Source organism: Allocatelliglobosispora scoriae, from assembly GCF_014204945.1.
GTDB lineage: Bacteria > Actinomycetota > Actinomycetes > Mycobacteriales > Micromonosporaceae > Allocatelliglobosispora > Allocatelliglobosispora scoriae.
This window is the reverse complement of record NZ_JACHMN010000002.1, coordinates 1,932,336-1,949,620: the sequence shown is the minus strand read 5'-3', so window position 1 is coordinate 1,949,620 and position 17,285 is coordinate 1,932,336. Positions and strand designations below refer to the sequence as shown.

Here is a 17,285-nt window from a genome sequence, read left to right as displayed (position 1 = left end):
TTTCCGGGAAACAACGCGATCACGCGAGGTGAGCGCAGATGACACGAGGGGCCCGCGCACCAGCGCGGGCCCCTCGTCGTGCACGGTGCTGCTTACGAGTCGCCGCCGGTCTCGCCCGCCGGAGCGGCGAGGACGTCGTCGATCGCGTATTTCCGGTAGGCGTCGGCGGGTGCCGTCGCGGCCACCTCACCGCGCTTGGCGAGCTGCGCCAGCGTCGCGACCACGATGGACTCGGCGTCCACGTGGAAGTGCCGCCGCAGCGCCGCCCGGGTGTCGGAGCGGCCGTAGCCGTCCGTGCCGAGCGAGGTGTAGTCGCCCGGGACCCAGCGGGAGATGAGGTCCGGCACGGCCCGCATCCAGTCCGAGACCGCCACCTTGGGGCCGTCGGCATCGGCGAGCTTGCTCTCGATGTAGGGCACCCGCGGCGTCTCGGGGTGCATCAGGTTGTGCTCCTCGGCCTCGATGGCGTCGCGGCGAAGCTCGGTCCAGCTCGTCGCGGACCAGACGTCGGCGGAGACGCCCCAGTCCTGTGCGAGCAGCTCCTGGGCCCGCAGGGCCCACTGCATGCCGGTGCCGGAGGCGAGGATGTGCGCCTTGGGTCCCTTGCCGGTGCCGGGTGCGTAGCGGTAGAGCCCCCGGAGCATGCCCTCCACGTCGACGTTCTCGGGCTCGACCGGCTGGAAGATCGGCTCGTTGTAGACCGTCAGGTAGTAGAAGATGTTCTCCGGGTCGTCCCCGTACATCCGGCGGAGGCCGTCCTTCATGATGTGCGCGATCTCGAACCCGAACGCCGGGTCGTAGGTCACCACGGCCGGGTTGGTCGCCGCGATGAGCAGCGAGTGACCGTCCTCGTGCTGGAGGCCCTCACCGTTGAGCGTGGTGCGCCCGGCGGTGGCACCGAGCAGGAAGCCCCGGGTCATCTGGTCGGCGGCGGCCCAGAGGCTGTCGGCGGTCCGCTGGAACCCGAACATCGAGTAGAAGATGTAGACCGGGATCATCGGCTCGTCGTGCGTGGCGTACGCCGAGCCCGCAGCCGTGAAGGACGCGACGGAGCCGGCCTCGTTGATGCCCTCGTGCAGGATCTGCCCGGCGGTCGACTCCTTGTAGGACAGGAAGAGCTCCCGGTCCACCGAGGTGTAGGTCTGGCCGTGCGGGGAGTAGATCTTGAGCGTCGGGAAGAGCGAGTCCATGCCGAAGGTGCGTGCCTCGTCCGGGATGATCGGCACCCAGCGGGCACCGATGTTCTTGTCGCGGATGAGGTCCTTGAGCAGGCGGACGAAGGCCATCGTGGTGGCGACCTTCTGCTTGCCCGAGCCCTTCTTCATGTCCTTGTAGAGGTCGTCGCCGGGCAGCGTCAGCGGCTTGGTGACCGTACGCCGGGACGGGAGCGACCCGCCGAGCTCCTTGCGCCGGTCGAGCAGGTAGGCGAGCTCGTCGCTGTCCTTGCCCGGGTGGTAATAGGGCGGCTCGTAGGGGTTGGCCTCGAGCACGGAGTCCGGGATGTCGAGGAAGAGCCGGTCGCGGAAGGCCTTGAGGTCGTCCAGGGTCAGCTTCTTCATCTGGTGCGTGGCGTTGCGGCCCTCGAAGTGCGAGCCCAGCGTCCAGCCCTTGATGGTCTTGGCGAGGATGACGGTCGGCTGGCCGGTGTGCTCGGTCGCAGCCTTGTAGGCGGCGTAGAGCTTGCGGTAGTCGTGGCCGCCCCGCTTGAGGCCCCAGATCTCGTCGTCGCTCATGTGGTCGACCATCTTGCGGGTGCGGGGATCGCGCCCGAAGAAGTGCTCGCGGACATAGGCGCCGGACTCGGCCTTGTAGGTCTGGTAGTCACCGTCGGGCGTGGTGTTCATGAGGTTGACCAGCGCACCGTCGGTGTCGGCGGCGAGCAGCGGGTCCCACTCGCGACCCCAGACGACCTTGATGACGTTCCACCCGGCACCGCGGAAGTAGGACTCCAGCTCCTGCATGACCTTGCCGTTGCCCCGGACCGGCCCGTCGAGCCGCTGGAGGTTGCAGTTGATCACGAAGGTGAGGTTGTCCAGCTCCTCGCGGGCGGCGAGGCCGATCGCGCTGAGCGACTCGGGCTCGTCCATCTCGCCGTCGCCCAGGTATGCCCAGACGTGCTGCTGCGACGTGTCCTTGATGCCCCGGTGGTGCAGGTAGCGGTTGAACCGCGCCTGGTAGACGGCGTTGATGCCGCCGATTCCCATGGAGACGGTCGGGAACTCCCAGAAGTCCGGCATGAGGCGCGGGTGCGGGTAGCTGGGCAGACCGCCGCCGGGGTGGGTGAGCTCCTGGCGGAAGCCGTCGAGCTGGTGCTCGGTGAGGCGTCCCTCCAGGAAGGCCCGGGCATACATACCGGGGGAGGCGTGACCCTGGAAGAAGATGTGGTCGCCGCCGCCGGGGTGGTTCTTCCCCCGGAAGAAGTGGTTGAAGCCGACCTCGTAGAGCGAGGCCGACGACGCGTAGGTCGAGATGTGCCCACCCACGCCGACGCCGGGCCGCTGCGCGCGGTGCACGGTCATCGCGGCGTTCCACCGGATGAACGCGCGGATGCGTCGCTCCGCGGCCTCGTCGCCGGGGAACCAGGGCTCCCGCTCGGTGGAGATGGTGTTGATGTAGTCGGTCGTGGTCAGCGGTGGGACGCCGACCTGCCGCTCACGGGCGCGCTCCAGCAGGCTCAGCATGATGTAGCGGGCCCTCTTGGCGCCGCGCTCGTCGATGACTCCGTCGAGCGATTCGACCCACTCGGCAGTCTCCTGCGGGTCGATGTCCGGTAGCTGGCTCGGCAGGCCGTCGCTGATGACCGGGCGCTTGCGTTCGGTGGACACAGGCGTTCCCTCGCGTTTGTGTGGTCTACAAGTCTGTTGCGTTTGGTGTCATCCTGCCTCTCGGAGGGGCATCTCGTCACGCTTACGGGCACCCGATGCGATTCGCGACACGCATACTGACCAGTAACTTCGTGCCGGGGCAGCCTGGGGCGCCTCGGCTCGACCGAATCGAAATGATCTGTCGAATCGAGCTTTCTGCCGGTTGACACCCCGGAAACGAGTTGGCAATAATTCGTCGTGATGGATTGGGAGCGCTCCCAACATCAACTCGCGCAACCCCGCTTCCTTTCCGAGAGGAAACCCCCCAGTGCGCACACCCCTCCGTCTCGTCCCGTTGGCCGGGCTCGCCCTGCTCGCGGGCGGTCTGACGGCGTCCGGCACCGCCTACGCCGACCCGCCAGAGCAGATCATCAACGGCACCTTCGACTCCGGTCACGCCCCGTGGTGGGGGACCGGCAACATCACGCTGGACTCCAGCGGCGGTCGGCTCTGCGCCGACATCCCCGGCAGCACGAGCAACCCGTGGGACGTGATCATCGGCCAGAACGACATCCCGCTCGTCGCGGGGGAGACCTACGCCTTCTCGGTCGACGCGACCGGCAGCCCGGCGAAACCGGCGAAGATGCTGGTCCAGCTGCCCGTAGACCCGTACACCCAGTATCTCTCCGCGACCCCGACGGTGAGTGAGGCGAGCGCCACCTACGACTACACCTTCACCGCGCCGGTGAGCCTGCCCAACGCGCAGGTCGCGTTCCAGATCGGCGGCAGCGCCGCGCCGTGGCGGTTCTGTGTGGACAACGTGTCGCTCAAGGGCGGCGCGGCACCCGAGGTCTACGTCCCCGACACCGGTCCGCGCGTGCGGGTCAACCAGGTCGGCTACCTCACCGCCGGACCGAAGCGGGCCACCGTCGTCACCGACGCCGCCGCCGGGGTCGCCTGGGAGCTGCGCAGCGCCGCCGACGCCGTCGTGGCGAGCGGCGTCACCGCGCCGCGCGGTCTCGACGCCACCTCCGGCCAGGCGATCCACACGATCGACTTCAGCGGGTACGCCACTGCGGGCACCGGTTACACCCTGCGTGCCGACGGGGAGACGAGCCGACCGTTCGACATCGGCGCCGACCTCTACGACAGCCTGGCGACGGATGCGTTGAAGTTCTACTATCCGCAGCGCTCCGGCATCGCCATCGACAACGCCCTGCGCCCCGGCTACGGCCGCCCGGCCGGGCACGTCGGCGTGGCGCCGAACTCCGGTGACACCTCCGTCGCGTGCCTGCCCGGCACGTGCGACTACTCGCTCAACGTGGCCGGCGGCTGGTACGACGCCGGTGACCACGGCAAGTACGTCGTCAACGGCGGCATCTCCGTCTTCCAGCTGGTCAACGAGTTCGAGCGCACCTCCTACGCCCGCTCGGGCGGCTTCACCGACGGGGAGCTCGACATTCCCGAGAGCGGCAACGGCGTCCCGGACATCCTCGACGAGGCCCGCTGGGAGCAGGAGTTCCTGCTCAGCATGCAGGTCCCGGCCGGCAAGCCGCTCGCGGGCATGGTCCACCACAAGATCCACGACGACAACTGGACCGGCCTGCCGCTGCTGCCGAACCTGGACCCGCAGGAGCGGCACCTGCACCCGCCGTCGACCGCGGCGACCCTCAACCTGGCCGCGACCGCCGCCCAGTCGGCCCGCGTCTACGCCGCCTACGACAAGGCGTTCGCCCAGCGCAACCTCGCCGCCGCCCGCAAGGCGTGGACCGCGGCGCTGGCACACCCCGCCGTCTACGCACCCGCCGGCGGTGTCGGCGGCGGACCCTACGACGACACCGATGTCACCGACGAGTTCTACTGGGCCGCCGCGGAGCTCTACCTGACCACGGGCGAGGCGCAGTTCAAGAACTACCTGCTCGCGTCGCCGCTGCACACCGCACCGGTCTTCGGCGCGGGCGGCTTCGACTGGGGCCACACCGCCGGGCTCGGCCGTCTCGACCTGGCCCTGCTGCCCAGCGCCATCCCCAACCGGGCCGCGATCCGGGCCTCGGTCGTGGCCGGTGCGCAGAGCTACCTCGCCGCGCAGGCGGCGAACGGCTACGCCATCGCCTACGCACCCAACGGCAACGCCTTCGACTGGGGCTCCAACGCGCTCGTCGCCAACAACCTGATCGTCGTGGCGGCCGCCTACGACATCACGGGGCAGGCGACCTACCGCAACGGCGTGGTCGAGGGCATGGACTACCTGCTCGGCCGCAACGCGCTCAACATGAGCTACGTGACCGGCTACGGCGAGGTCAACTCGCACAACCAGCACAGCCGGTGGTATTCGCACCAGCTCAACCCGGACCTGCCCAACCCGCCGAAGGGCACGCTCTCGGGCGGACCCAACTCGTCCATCCAGGACCCGGTGGCGCAGCAGAAGCTGGTCGGCTGCGTGGCGCAGTTCTGCTACATCGACGACATCGAGTCGTGGTCGACGAACGAGCTCACCGTCAACTGGAACGCCCCGCTCGCCTGGATCTCGGCGTTCCTCGCCGACCAGGGCGCCGGTGGCAGCCCGGCCGCCTCGTCCTGCTCGGTGACCTACACCAAGCACGCCGAGTGGGCCGACGGCTCCAACATCGAGATCGTGGTACGCAACACCGGCACCACGACGATCAACGGCTGGTCGCTGAAGTGGTCGTTCCCGACCGGTCAGTCGATCGACAGCGCCTGGGGGATGACGACGAGCCAGTCCGGCCCGACCGTCACCGCCACGAACCTGGGCTACAACGGCAAGCTCGTGCCGGGGGCCTCCGCGTACCTCGGCTTCATCGGCAAGCCGGGCCTGTTCGCCAACCCGAATCCCGTGTTCTTCACGCTGAACGGTGCGTCCTGCACCGGCTGATCGGGGGTTAGATGCGGCCGGTGTGGGAGTCGCCCCACACCGGCCGCATTTTTTGCATAATCACGCTATGACATATCCCTATGGGAGCCCGGGCACGTCGGTGTTCCCGACACCGGTGACGGGACCGGCCGCGGCGAGTGCGATCAACGCGCTCGTCTTCGGCATCCTCGCGGTCTTCATCGGCTGGTTCTCCTGCGGGTTGATGGCGCTCTTCGCGATCATCAGCGGCCACGTCGGCCTGAAGGCGACCCGCTACGGTGCGCGTCCCGGGCGGGGAATGGCCGTGACCGGTCTGATCCTGGGGTACGTGATGCTGCTCCCCAACGCGCTGATCTACCCGGCGCTCTTTCCCGCCCAGACCGCCCGGATCGTGCGCGACTTCACCGATTTCTTCCAAGCCCTCTGATCCCTGCGTTCCCCGCGCAGCCAAGATCGTCGCAACTCTTCAAGAGTTGTCGCTTCAGGCCGCCAGGCCTTAAGCACAACTCTTGAAGAGTTGCGACGATCTTGTGGTCAGACGGCGATGTCGCGCTTGGTGAAGCGGTAGGTGCCGATGGCCACCGCCGCCGCTGAGACCGCGATCAGGAGCGCCACATCGGCCCACTGGACACCGTTGACCAGGGGTTCGCCGCCCAGATACCAGTTGTAGGGGGAGAAGCGCTCGGTCCAGGCCAAGCCCTTGATCTGCGGCAGGAACGAATCCGCGAGGTAGGTGACGACCGCCAGCCCGGCCGTCGTGCCCAGCGCCAGGGTCCGCCGGCCGGTGAAGGCGCCGAGGGCGAAGGCGATCGACGCGAAGCAGATCCCCAGCAGGGCCAGCTGGAAGCTCGTCGCGGCGAGGTTGCCCACGCTGAGCTGGGTGAACTCGGCCGGTGACCGCAGCACCAGCAGCATCGCCAGGATCGCCGCCGTCGCCGCGAGCAGCGCGACCACGATCGCCGCGAAGCGCTGCAGCGCCAGCCCGACCCGGGAGACCGGGTGGGCGAGCGTCAGGTCCAGGGTCCCCGACTCCTCGTCGCCGGCTATCGCCCTGACGCCCGTGCCGATCGCGAAAACCGTGGTGAGTACGGGGATCAGGATGCCGAAGACGCTGGACCCGAAGTACCCGGAGGCGCTCGTGATGTCCTGCATGTGGAAGGCGTCCTTGACCGCCGGGGGCAGGGCCTCCATCGCGCTCGCCATGTCGGCGTTGCCGCCGAGCGAGGGCCAGAACGAGGCGTACATGGCGGCGACGGCGGCCAGCGCGACGGTCCAGCCGAGGTAGCCCCGCCGGTTGTCCCGCAGGTGCTTGCGGAAGACGTTCACGACTGCGCTCCTCGCTCGTAGTAGCTGAAGAAGAGCTCCTCCAGCTCGGGCTCCTCGGCGAGCAGGCCGGTCACGTCGTACCGGGCCGCCGCCTTGATCAGCGAGTCCGGGCTGCCGGAGAGGTGCCCGCGCAGGATGCTGCCGCCGGCGGGGGAGTCGGTGACGGTCACGTCGCGCAGCTCGGTGACCGCGGCGAAGTCGTCGGCGGTGACCGTCGTGGCGAAGACGAGCTCGACCCGGCGCTGGGCCTGCTCGCGCAGCTGGTCCACATCGGCGACGGTGACGAGCGAGCCGTCGCGGATGATGCCGACCCGGTGGCAGGTCTGCTGCACCTCGCTGAGCACGTGCGACGACATGAAGACGGTCTGGCCGTTGGCGCTCGCCTCCTGGACCAGCTCGACGAACTGCTGCTGCAGGAACGGGTCCAGGCCGCTGGTCGGCTCGTCGAGGATGAGCAGCTCGGGGGAGTGCATGAACGCCTGCACGACGCCGACCTTCTGCCGGTTGCCCTTGGAGAGGCTGCCGATCCGGCGGGACAGGTCGAGGTCGAGGCGCCCGGCGAGCTCGTCGATCCGGGCCGCCGGGACGCCACCCCGCAACCGGCCCAGGTAGGTGAGCAGCTCGCGGCCGGTCTGTCGGCCGTTGACGACGAAGTCGCCCGCGAGGTAGCCCATCCTCGCGCGGGTCGCCACCGCGTCGCGGGGTGAGCCGCCGAGCACGGCGAGTCGGCCCGAGGTGGGTCGGATGAGGTCGAGGACGAGGCGGATCGTGGTGGTCTTGCCGGCGCCGTTGGGACCGAGGAAGCCGAAGACCTCCCCTCGTTCCACGGTGAGGTCGAGGCCGGTCAGGGCGGTCTTCGCGGTGCGGCCGGAGCCGTACCGTTTGATCAGTCCTTCGGCCTCGATGGCCGGTGAGTCAGCCATCGTGCGTCCCTTCTCCAGAACTAGATGTCGTTGGCTCGTTTGAACTCGGCGACCAGGTCGGGGACCCGGGCCGCGATGAACTCGTAGAAGTCGCGGGTGACCCGCAGCCGCTGGGCGCGGGGGCTCTGCTCGTCGACGATGAGGTCGAGCCCGCGCTGCATCAGGTCGCACATGATGCGGAACTTGTCGCCGGTGTCGGTGGCGCGGATCATCCCGTCCGGCGTCATCTCGTAGGCGTGTCCGCGCTGCCCGGGCAGGCTGACCCGCCGGGCCATCCCGATCTGCTCCAGCATGCGCATGCCGGTGGAGACCGAGCCCTTCGACAATCCCAACGCCTCGGCGAGCTGGGTGCTGGTCTGCGCAGGCGGGTCGCAGATCAGCAGCCAGCCCAGGAGCTTGCCGTATGCGGGGGTGAGACCCATCAGGCCGAGGGTCAGGCCGACATCTTCGGCGTACCGCCGTTCGTCGTCGATGTCCATGGTTCCTACCTTCTGAACGTTCAGAACTCTCTAAATATTGAAAACCCGCGCCCGGTCGGCCGTCAAGTGGTGCGAGCCGGATAACCTCGAGCGATGTCCATCCAGCTTGAGCCACCGATCGTTGCCGTCACCGTCTATCCCGACGCCGCACGGGTGACCCGTCGGGTAGCGGCCCAGCTCACGGCAGGCGAGGAGCGCGTGCACCTCGGCCCGCTGCCGCAGACCATCAACACCGAGTCCGTCCGGGTCGCCGGGCGCGGCCCCGCCACCATCCTCGGCGTCGCCACCACCCTGCGTCGCCAGGCGCGGCAGACCGACCCCCGGGTGGCGGAGCTGGAGGAGCGCGTCCGGGACTTCGAGGTGCAGCTCGCCGCGCTGGAGGACGAGGAGCAGGCGCTCGAAGCCCGGCTCACCTTCATCGACCGGCTCGCCCAGCGGGCCGGTACGAGCTATGCCCGGGCCATGGCGACCGGCGAGGGCGACCCCGCCACCGCGTTCGGTTTCGCCGACTCGATCACCGAGCAGGTGGTGCAGACCAAGGCCCGCCAGCGCGCCACCGTCCGGCTGCGCGACCGCCTCACCGAAGAGATGGCGGCCGTCCAGCGGGAGCTGCACGAGCTGCCCCAGCAGTACATGCCCGACCAGCACTTCGTCGAGGTGCGCCTCGCCGCCGACGCCGACGGTGAGATCGAGCTGGACCTGACCTACGAGGTCTACGGAGTCGGCTGGGAGTCCAGTTACGACCTGCGCCTCGAGGGCGACACCCTCGCCGTCACCTGGTACGCCGAGGTGTCCCAGCACACCGGTGAGGACTGGCCGGAGTGCGAGCTGCGCCTGTCCACCGCCGCCGCGAGCGGCCGGGTCGGCATCCCGAAGCTCGACCCGTGGTTCCTGTCCCGGTGGACCCCGCCACCCGTGCCGCAGCCGCAGGCGCGGGCGATGCGGATGACGATGGCCGCCTCGGCCGACGGTTTCGCGGGAGCCCCGCCCGCCGCTGCGGCCCCGGCTCCGATGCTCGCGAAGACCGCCGTCATGGAGGTCAACGAGACGACCGCCGCCGTCGTCTACCGCCCGGAGCACCCCGTGGCGATCCCCGGCGACGGGAGCGGGGAGCAGGTCACGCTCGCCGTCTTCGACCTGCCGGCCGTGGTCGACTACGTCAGTGCCCCGGTCGTCTCGACGGATACCTACCTGCGGGCCACGGTCACCAACACCTCGCAGCACGCGCTGCGCCCCGGTCTGGGCTCGCTGTTCCACGGCGGGGAGTTCGTCTCGCGTACCCAGGTGGAGAATTGGGCGCCCGGCGAGGAGCGCGAGCTGGCCCTCGGCCTCACGGATCGGGTGCGGGTCGAGCGCGAGCTGGTCAAGCGAGCCGTGACCAAGCAGATGCTGGGTTCCGACCGTCGAGTGGAGCTCGAATACCGCACGAAGATCGGCAACCACACCGGCCGCGAGGCCAGGATCACGGTCCTGGACCAGATCCCGGTGGGCCGCGACGAGACGATCAAGATCGCCGACGTCCGCCTCACCCCCGCCCCCACCGAGAAAACGGATCTGGGCGAGATCACCTGGACCCTGACCCTCCCCCCAGAAGCCAAAACGACCCTGACGATGGCCTTCCGAGTAGACCACCCCAAGGACGCCACCATCACCGGCTGGCGCGAGTAAGCCCCCAAATTCGCGTTGATCAAGGGAAGACTCACCATGTCGGGTGTCCGATATGCGGCGAGTCTTCCCTTGATCAACGCGAATTTGGGGGGGTCAGTGGCAGGGGGCGGTGCCGGCGTCGGTGAAGGGGCCCTCTATGCCGTGGAAGCGCCAGTCGTATGTCGTCGGGTGGAGGGTCAGGGCCAGGACGCCGTGGGTGGCGTTCTCGCGTACCAGGGAGTTGGGCTTGGGGGTCGGCAGGAAGCTGTAGTGGCTCGCGCCGCCCGTGCCCACGACGAACTCCTGGACCCCGCGGGCCTGATCGGCGGTGCCGTCCGCCAACTGGGGGGCGAAGCGCTCGTAGTGGTGGTTGTGGCCGGTCAGGTTCACCTCGACGCCGAAGTCGACCAGGATCTGGAAGAGGTCCCGCATCGCGGGTTCCGGCTTGTGCTCCTTGCCCGAGGTGAAGAGCGGGGCGTGCCACAGCGCGATCTGGCACGTCCGCGCGGCGCTCGCCGTCAGGTCGGCCCGCAGCCACTGGGCCTGCGCCGATCCGGCCGCGCAGGCGACGATGAGGCAGTTGGAGTTGAGCGCCACGACGTGCCATCCGGCCAGGTCATAGGAGTAGTAGCCCTTGGTCGGGTCGCCCGCCGCCGCGCCGAAGTAGTCGAAGTAGGGTTTGCCGCCGCCCACCTTGTACTCATGGTTGCCGACCACCGGCCGGGTCCGGGCCTTGTGTCGACCCCACGTGCGGTCGTAGCAGGTCGTGAGCAGCTCCGCGCTGCTGTAGGGGTAGGCGTGGTCGCCGAGCGACACGACCGTGCCGGGGATCCGGTCGAGCAGCAGCGCGGTCGCCGCGTCGCCGTCGCCGTAGCAGGTCGAGATGTCACCCGCGGCCACCAGCACCGGATCCGGCAGTGCGGCCGCGACGGGCGCGCTCGCCGGTGTGATCAGTAATGCGACAGCCAGCGCTGTGCAGACGAAGGCCGAGGTCAGGCGGTGCTTCACGCGTTCAGTTCTACTGCATGATCCGCTTCGGGGTGGTCAGCCCGCGCCGGGTGGGTCATGCTGGCTGGCATGACAACCCCTCAGGATCTTGATGAGCGGTTCCGGACCACCGTCACCGGCTTCAAGCCCGATGCCGGCAGCACCCTGGAGGTGGGCGGCTGGGGACTGACCCCGCCGCAACTGCTGCGGATCTTCGACGCGCAGGTCACCAGCCGTCATCTCGATCTCGCCGCCCGCTGGCTGCGCGGGTTCGGCGAGGGTTTCTACACGATCGGCTCGTCCGGACACGAGGGCAACGCCGCCGTCGCCGCCGCGCTGCGCCACACCGACCCGGCGATGCTGCACTACCGCTCGGGCGCCTTCTACTGCCTGCGGGCCGGGCAGGCGGGCGAGCCCGACATGGATCCGGTGCGCGACGTGCTCCGGGGCACCGTCGCGTCCAGTCTGGAGCCGATCGCGGGCGGCCGGCACAAGGTCTTCGGCCACCACTCGCTCAACATCATCCCGATCACCTCCACGATCGCGTCGCACCTGCCCCGGGCGGTCGGGCTCGCCTTCGCCCTGGAACGGTCCCGGCGCGGCGGCAACGGCTCCAAGCTGGAGGGCCGCGTCGCGAGCGCACTCGGCACCGCACCCGTCACCACGCCGTGGCCGGCCGACGCGCTCATGGTCTGCTCCTTCGGCGACGCGTCGGTCAACCACGCCTCGGCCACCACCGCCTTCAACACGGCGGGCTGGATCGACCACACCGGCCTTAAACTGCCCATCCTCTTCGTCTGCGAGGACAACGGGCTCGGCATCAGCGTCCGATCGCCCGACGGGTGGGTCGAGGCCGCGCTCTCCTCCCGGCCGGGGGTCCGCTACTTCCAGTCGGACGGCTGCGACGCGGTGACCGTCCATGCCGCGACCCTCCAGGCATCCGAGTGGGTACGCACGACGCGCCGCCCCGCCGTCCTCCACCTCAAGACCGTGCGCCTGATGGGCCACGCCGGCGCCGACGCGGAGATCGCCTACCGCAGCACCCGGGAGATCGAGGCGGACCTCGCCCGCGATCCCCTCGTCGCGACCGCCCGACGCCTGATCGAGGCCGACCTGATCTCGCCCGAGGAGCTGCTGGCCCGCTACGACGAGGTCGGCTGGCAGGTCCGCCGGACCGCCGAGGAGGTCATCCGCGAGCCCAAGCTGGCCTCGTCCGCCGAGGTGACGGCCCCGCTCGCCCCGCGCCGACCGGTCCGGGTCGCCCGGGCCATCGCCGAGGCGGGGGAGCGCGCAGCCGGGCCGCTCGCCATGCAGCGCTCGCACCCCACCGCACCGCAGACCCTCGCCCAGGCGATCAACACGACGCTCGCCGACGCGCTGCTCACGATGCCGGAGACGCTGCTCTTCGGCGAGGACGTGGCGGCGAAGGGCGGCGTCTACGGCGTCACGAAGGGGCTGCGCGAGCGGTTCGGCGTCAACCGGGTCTTCGACACGCTGCTCGACGAGACGTCGATCCTGGGGCTCGCCGCCGGGGCCGGGCTCGCCGGGATGGTGCCGGTGCCGGAGATCCAGTACCTGGCGTACCTGCACAACGCCGAGGACCAGCTCCGGGGCGAGGCCGCCACGATGCAGTTCTTCTCCGGCGGGCGCTTCCGCAACCCCATGGTCGTGCGCATCGCGGGCCTCGGCTACCAGGAGGGGTTCGGCGGGCACTTCCACAACGACAACTCGATCGCCGTGCTCCGCGACATCCCCGGGCTCGTCATCGCCTGCCCCGCCCGCGCCGACGACGCGGCGGCGATGCTGCGGACGTGCCTGACGGCCGCCGCCGTGGATGGCGCAGTCTGTGCCTTCCTGGAGCCGATCGCGCTCTATCACACCCGTGATCTCTACGAGTCCGGCGATGGTGAGTGGCTCTCGGATTACCCCGACCCCCGGCGCTGGGGCTCCACCCACGTGCCGATCGGCCGGGCCCGCGTCTACGGGGTGGGGAGTGCCGATGCTCTCACCATGATCACGTTTGGCAACGGGCTCCGGATGTCCCTGCGGGTCGCCGCCCGGCTCGCCCAGGAGGGGGTCGGCACCCGGGTCGTCGATCTCCGCTGGCTCGCCCCGCTGCCGGTCGCCGACATCGTCCGCGAGTCCTCCGCCACCGGCCGGGTCCTCGTCGTCGACGAAACCCGCAGGTCAGGAGGGGTAGCGGAGGGCGTGCTCGCGGCGCTGATCGACTCCGGCTACGTCGGCTCGGTGACGCGGGTCGCCGCTGCTGACACATTTATTCCGCTCGGACATGCTGCGAAGACGGTCCTCGTCAGCGAAGATCAGATCATGTCAAGCGCACGGGCGATACTCGCGGCGTAACTCCTAGTTTGCGAACTGGTCGGTGTTGCACTTGCGCTGGACGCTAGAACTGTGTGAACTACGCGTTGTCCGGTATGTTGCCGGGCGACCCCGAGACAAAGAATGGGAGGCACCCAAACGTGAGCGCGACCGCTGGTCAGGCCGCTGATGGCGTACGCAGCCTGGCGGACCGGTTCGGCATTGAGCCGGGCATGGTGGTCATGGAGATGGGATACGACGATGACGTCGATGAAGATCTTCGTGACGCGCTGGCCGATCGCTGCGGCGAACTAGTCGATGAGGACACCGACGAGGTGGTCGATGCGGTGCTCGTCTGGTACCGCGACGGCGACGGCGATCTGGTAGACCTCCTAGTCGACGCACTGGGCCCCCTCGCCGACAGTGGCGTGGTGTGGCTGCTGACTCCGAAGTCCGGCCGTGACGGCCACGTCGAGCCCAGCGAGATCAGTGAATCGGCGCCGACCGCAGGTCTGGCGCAGACCACCACTCTCAGCGCCGGCAGTGACTGGGCAGCTTCCAGATTGGTCGCGCCTAAGGCCGCGCGAAGCAAGCGTTAGGGTTGTCGCAGATCGCGGCGCGCTGTTGTGGATAGCGCGCCGCTCCAACCTGCCCTCGTTGGAGGATTTGTGACCATCCAGATCGGCGCCGTGGCGCCCGACTTCGTCCTGAAGGACCAGAACAACCAGGAAGTGCGTCTCTCCGACTTCCGCGGGCAGCGCAACGTCCTGCTCGTCTTCTACCCGCTCGCCTTCACCGGCACCTGCCAGGGCGAACTCTGCGAGATCCGGGACAACCTCAACGACTTCGTCAACGACTCCACGCAGGTGCTGTCGGTGAGCGTCGACTCGGTCTTCGCCCACAAGGTATGGGCGACGGAGCAGGGCTACGAGTTCCCGCTGCTGGCCGACTTCTGGCCGCACGGGGAGGTGGCCACCGCCTACGGCGTGTTCAACTCCGAGCGCGGGTTCGCCAACCGGGGCACGTTCGTGATCGACAAGGACGGCGTGGTGCGGTTCGCCGAGATGAACCTCCCCGGCGAGGCCCGCGACCAGCAGGCCTGGCGCAAGGCCCTAGCCGCCCTGTAGCCCGTTTCGCTGGGGATTCGTAGATCTTGTGCGTTTTCCGTCGCTCTGGCGACGGAAAACGCACAAGATCTACTGGTTGGTGGACGGAAACCCCAGAGAAGGGGAGACCGGTCATCGGGTAGGCTGTCCGAGGTCTTGCACGGACGTGGTCGCGTGCGAGGGCGCGTAGCTCAGTGGGAGAGCATCCGCCTTACAAGCGGAGGGTCGCAGGTTCGAAACCTGCCGCGCCCACCATCATAAAACAGCGGTGACCAGCGTAAAGCCGACCACCGCCCATGAATTCCGCTCAGGCGCCCAGCGCTGCCCAGCTGTCCGCGACGATTTCCTCGATCGACGAGCGCTGAGCCTCCCACCCCAGCACCTCCCGCACCCGCCGCCCGTCGGCGATCAACGTGTGCGGTTCCCGGGCCGGCGGCCGGTGCACCACGGCGATCTCCCGCCCGGTCACCTTCTCCGCCGCCCGGATCACCTCCATCATCGTGATCCCGTTGCCGGTCCCGACGTTCAGCACCCGTGAGTCGCCGATGGACGAAGACTCCGCCGCGAGTCCCACCGCCGCCGCCACGTCCAGGACGTGCGTGAACTCCCGCACCGCGCTGCCGTCGCCGTTGACCGAGACGTGCGGGATCACCCCGGCGGCCGCCCGCAGTGCGGCGGAGATGATCCGCGTCGGGTCCGGGTCGCCGAAGCCGCTCACCGCTCCGGCGATGTTGAAGCAGCGGAGGCTGGTCGCGCCGATCGCACCCGTACCCACATAGCTGGCCAGGAGTTGCTCGGCCGTGACCTTCGAGACCGCATAGGGGCTCTCCGGGCTGGGAACCATGTCCTCGCTGAGGTGGCCGGGGCGCGCGGAGCCGTAGACGGCGCTGGTCGAGGTGAAGACGATCCGGGCCGGTTCGCCGGCCGCGGCCAGCGCGTGCAGCAGGTTGAGCGTGCCGCCGACGTTGACGTCGAAGTAGGTGAGCGGGTTCGCGAAGGAGTCGCGCGGGTTGGTCAGCGCCGCGAGGTGGCAGACGATCTCGGGCTTGACCTGGGCGATCACCTCGGTCAGGCGTTCGCGGTCGCGCAGGTCGCCGAGCACCGTCCCGTCGCCGCCTGCCGTGTGGCTGAGCACGGTCACCCCATGCCCGCGCGCGATCAGGTCCGCGGTGACGGCACGGCCGAGGAATCCCCGGCCACCCGTGATGAGTACGCGCACAAGCTGCCCCTCAACTCGTCTGTTTCTCGTCCCGCAGCAGGCGGGCGAGTTCGTCCCGGTAGACCGTGGCGGCCCGGGCCAGATCATCGGCGACCCGCAGATCGTCCCAGGTGAGCGGGGCGTTCTGCTCGACGCCGACGTAGGGCGTGAGCATCACGGTCAGCTCGCTGTTGACCAGGATCTCGATGATGGGCAGGCTGCCATGGCGATCGATCGAGTCGACCCGCACCTCCGACAGATGCCCCAGCTTCACCATGACCTCGACACCACTGTCCGACCTCATCGTCACCCCCTCCGTGACGCTATCGGCCCCGCCGAGGGGGGTCCACGGCGTACCCCCCTCGACGGGTCTGCTGAGGACCGACTCCTGAAGAGTTGCGGCGGTCTCGGCGGTGCTGAGGTGCTGTCGGAGATGTGAGGTTGGCCCGTTCCCCGAGTCGACGGGTGGTGCTACGGCGAATAAGCTGGCCTGGGGGTTCAGGAAGGGAAGTGTTATGACCGACCAGGCACCTGTACTGCGTACCTGTGGATTCTGCCGGGGGACCGGCGAGCGCAACGACATCGACTGCATGGCGTGCCACGGCGCCGGGCTGGTCTGGGTCCCCGTTCCCGACGCCGGCCTCGAGGACGACGACTGGCTGCCCCAGAACCAGCAGGAGCAGCCGTAACCGCGCACGGCTAGACCCTCGCCGGCTCGCCCGCCTTGCGCGTCATCAGGTACCGCATGAGCGAGATGAGCACGGTCTTCACCGATTCCCGGTGCCGCGCGTCGCAGAGCTCCACCGGGACGTCGTCGTCGAGGTTGAGCGCCACCTTCACGTCGTCGGGTGCGTAGACGTGCGATCCGTCGAAGCAGTTCACCGCGACGATGAAGGGCGTCCCCCGCGACTCGAAATAGTCGATCGAGGAGAAGCAGTCCTCCAGGCGCCGGGTGTCGGCGAGCACGACCGCGCCGATCGCGCCCTCGGCGAGCTCGTCCCAGACGAACATGAAGCGGTCCTGGCCGGGTGTGCCGAAGAGGTAGAGCATCAGCCCGTTGTTGATGGTGATGCGGCCGAAGTCGAGCGCGACGGTCGTCGTCGACTTCGCCTCGACTCCCGAGGTGTCGTCGATGCCGACGCTCGCGTCGGTGAGGTGCTCCTCGGTGAAGAGCGGTTTGATCTCGCTGACGGCGCCGACGAGGGTGGTCTTGCCGACGCCGAAGCCCCCGGCGACGAGCACCTTGTATGCGAGGACGTCAGAGTGCGCGGATTCCATCGATGACCGCCCTGAATATGTCGTCGGTTGGCACGGATGCTGTGGAGATCGGCTTGCGGATGAGTTCCTTCTCGACGAGGTCGCCGAGCAGGACGCGGGTGATTCCGGTGGGCAGCCGCAGGTGGGCTGCGATCTCCGCGACGGAGTGCGGTTGCTGGCACAAGCGCATGATCTCGGCGTATGTCGAGCCGAGACCCGCGTCGCCGGGTGTGGCCGGCCGGTTGGCGACCACGACGGCGATCAGGTCGAAGCCGCCGGTGGCGGGCTGGGTACGCCCGCCGGTGAGGGCATAGGGCCGCACGATCGGCCCAGCGTCGTCATCGATCCAGCGGGTGTCGTCCATCAG

The 17,285-nt window shown here is 69.0% G+C and carries 16 protein-coding genes and 1 tRNA gene; 8 read left to right on the top strand and 9 right to left on the bottom strand.

Annotation, left to right across the window (positions count from 1 at the left end):
• Positions 1–92: 92 nt before the first annotated feature.
• On the bottom strand, positions 93–2,825 hold the full coding sequence (gene aceE, locus F4553_RS14435; protein WP_184836247.1) for a pyruvate dehydrogenase (acetyl-transferring), homodimeric type: 2,733 nt from the start codon (positions 2,823–2,825) through the stop codon (positions 93–95).
• Between the two features lie 307 nt (positions 2,826–3,132).
• Between aceE and F4553_RS14430 the strand changes: the two genes are divergently transcribed.
• Both F4553_RS14430 and F4553_RS14425 read left to right on the top strand, forming a co-directional pair.
• The gene (locus tag F4553_RS14430; RefSeq protein WP_376776216.1) at positions 3,133–5,697 is read left to right on the top strand and encodes a glycoside hydrolase family 9 protein; all 2,565 of its coding nucleotides are present in this window, start codon (positions 3,133–3,135) and stop codon (positions 5,695–5,697) included.
• Between the two features lie 67 nt (positions 5,698–5,764).
• Positions 5,765–6,103, top strand: a complete 339-nt coding sequence (locus F4553_RS14425) for a DUF4190 domain-containing protein (RefSeq protein WP_184836245.1) — start codon at positions 5,765–5,767, stop codon at positions 6,101–6,103.
• A 107-nt stretch (positions 6,104–6,210) separates the two neighbouring features.
• Here F4553_RS14425 and F4553_RS14420 read toward each other — a convergent pair whose 3' ends face one another.
• From F4553_RS14420 to F4553_RS14410, 3 genes are read right to left on the bottom strand one after another with little or no spacing between them, the layout of a single operon-like run.
• Positions 6,211–7,002 (bottom strand): DUF2705 family protein, encoded by a 792-nt coding sequence (locus F4553_RS14420; protein WP_184836243.1) that lies wholly within the window; start codon positions 7,000–7,002, stop codon positions 6,211–6,213.
• Positions 6,999–7,925 carry an ABC transporter ATP-binding protein gene (locus tag F4553_RS14415; RefSeq protein WP_184836240.1) on the bottom strand — a complete coding sequence of 309 codons (927 nt, stop codon included), beginning with the start codon at positions 7,923–7,925 and terminating at the stop codon, positions 6,999–7,001. The genes F4553_RS14420 and F4553_RS14415 overlap by 4 nt, the downstream gene beginning before the upstream one ends.
• Before the next feature lie 20 nt (positions 7,926–7,945).
• Complete coding sequence (locus F4553_RS14410) at positions 7,946–8,404, bottom strand: GbsR/MarR family transcriptional regulator (protein WP_184836238.1); 459 nt, start codon at positions 8,402–8,404, stop codon at positions 7,946–7,948.
• Positions 8,405–8,497: 93 nt separating this feature from the next.
• On the opposite strand from F4553_RS14410, the gene F4553_RS14405 reads away from it, so the two are divergent.
• Positions 8,498–10,072 (top strand): mucoidy inhibitor MuiA family protein, encoded by a 1,575-nt coding sequence (locus F4553_RS14405; RefSeq protein WP_184836236.1) that lies wholly within the window; start codon positions 8,498–8,500, stop codon positions 10,070–10,072.
• 93 nt (positions 10,073–10,165) lie between these two features.
• Here F4553_RS14405 and F4553_RS14400 read toward each other — a convergent pair whose 3' ends face one another.
• Positions 10,166–11,059, bottom strand: a complete 894-nt coding sequence (locus tag F4553_RS14400; RefSeq protein ID WP_184836234.1) for a metallophosphoesterase family protein — start codon at positions 11,057–11,059, stop codon at positions 10,166–10,168.
• 57 nt (positions 11,060–11,116) lie between these two features.
• Here F4553_RS14400 and F4553_RS14395 point away from each other — a divergent pair, with 57 nt between their 5' ends.
• The 4 genes from F4553_RS14395 to F4553_RS14380 all read left to right on the top strand — a co-directional run bounded on the left by F4553_RS14395 (position 11,117) and on the right by F4553_RS14380 (position 14,718).
• Complete coding sequence (locus F4553_RS14395) at positions 11,117–13,399, top strand: thiamine pyrophosphate-dependent enzyme (protein WP_184836232.1); 2,283 nt, start codon at positions 11,117–11,119, stop codon at positions 13,397–13,399.
• Between the two features lie 119 nt (positions 13,400–13,518).
• Entirely contained in the window at positions 13,519–13,956 is a 438-nt protein-coding gene (locus F4553_RS14390; RefSeq protein WP_184836230.1) for a DUF3052 domain-containing protein, read from the top strand.
• A gap of 69 nt (positions 13,957–14,025) precedes the next feature.
• Positions 14,026–14,484, top strand: coding sequence for a peroxiredoxin (locus F4553_RS14385; protein WP_184836228.1), 459 nt, complete (start codon positions 14,026–14,028; stop codon positions 14,482–14,484).
• Positions 14,485–14,643: 159 nt separating this feature from the next.
• Positions 14,644–14,718: transfer RNA gene (locus F4553_RS14380), tRNA-Val, on the top strand.
• Between the two features lie 52 nt (positions 14,719–14,770).
• On the opposite strand, the gene F4553_RS14375 is transcribed toward F4553_RS14380, so the two are convergent.
• Positions 14,771–15,682, bottom strand: a complete 912-nt coding sequence (locus tag F4553_RS14375) for an NAD-dependent epimerase/dehydratase family protein (protein ID WP_184836226.1) — start codon at positions 15,680–15,682, stop codon at positions 14,771–14,773.
• 10 nt (positions 15,683–15,692) lie between these two features.
• Positions 15,693–15,965 (bottom strand): hypothetical protein, encoded by a 273-nt coding sequence (locus tag F4553_RS14370; RefSeq protein ID WP_184836224.1) that lies wholly within the window; start codon positions 15,963–15,965, stop codon positions 15,693–15,695.
• Between the two features lie 211 nt (positions 15,966–16,176).
• Between F4553_RS14370 and F4553_RS14365 the strand changes: the two genes are divergently transcribed.
• Positions 16,177–16,350: a hypothetical protein gene (locus F4553_RS14365; RefSeq protein WP_184836222.1), complete on the top strand. Its 174-nt coding sequence runs from the start codon at positions 16,177–16,179 to the stop codon at positions 16,348–16,350.
• A gap of 10 nt (positions 16,351–16,360) precedes the next feature.
• Here F4553_RS14365 and F4553_RS14360 read toward each other — a convergent pair whose 3' ends face one another.
• Both F4553_RS14360 and F4553_RS14355 read right to left on the bottom strand, forming a co-directional pair.
• The gene (locus F4553_RS14360; protein WP_184836220.1) at positions 16,361–16,939 is read right to left on the bottom strand and encodes a GTP-binding protein; all 579 of its coding nucleotides are present in this window, start codon (positions 16,937–16,939) and stop codon (positions 16,361–16,363) included.
• Positions 16,920–17,282, bottom strand: a complete 363-nt coding sequence (locus F4553_RS14355; protein ID WP_184836218.1) for a DUF742 domain-containing protein — start codon at positions 17,280–17,282, stop codon at positions 16,920–16,922. Before F4553_RS14355 ends, F4553_RS14360 begins: the two co-directional genes overlap by 20 nt.
• Between the last annotated feature and the right edge of the window lie 3 nt (positions 17,283–17,285).